Annotated in this window: 1 protein-coding gene; it reads left to right on the forward strand. The window is 50.8% G+C overall.

Features of this window, described 5'->3' with window-relative positions; translation table 11 throughout:
- On the forward strand, positions 1–305 hold a 305-nt coding region (locus AB4209_RS22410), incomplete at both ends, for a transposase (protein WP_372057444.1).

The following is a 305-nucleotide window of genomic DNA, read 5'->3' on the forward strand; positions in this document are numbered from 1 at the left end:
GAAGACCGCAGCGAGAAGCTAGAGTTCACGCCAGCGGTACTCAAAGTGTTGGAATATGTTCGTCCTAAGTACGCTTGCCGCCAGTGCGAGAAAACAGGTGACAGCAGCCGTATCGTTCAGAAGCCATCCCCTCAGAGTCTCATCCCTAAAAGCTTCGCCACAGAAAGCTTGCTGACCAACATCATTCTTGGCAAATACCAATACGCGATGCCACTTTATCGCCAAGAATCGCTGTTTACCCAGTCGGGTATCGAGCTATCACGCACCACCATGGCAAGGTGGGTTATCCAAGTCAGTGAGAAGTT

It is taken from the genome of Vibrio sp. 10N.286.48.C11, from assembly GCF_041469805.1.
In the GTDB taxonomy this organism is placed as follows: domain Bacteria; phylum Pseudomonadota; class Gammaproteobacteria; order Enterobacterales; family Vibrionaceae; genus Vibrio; species Vibrio crassostreae_C.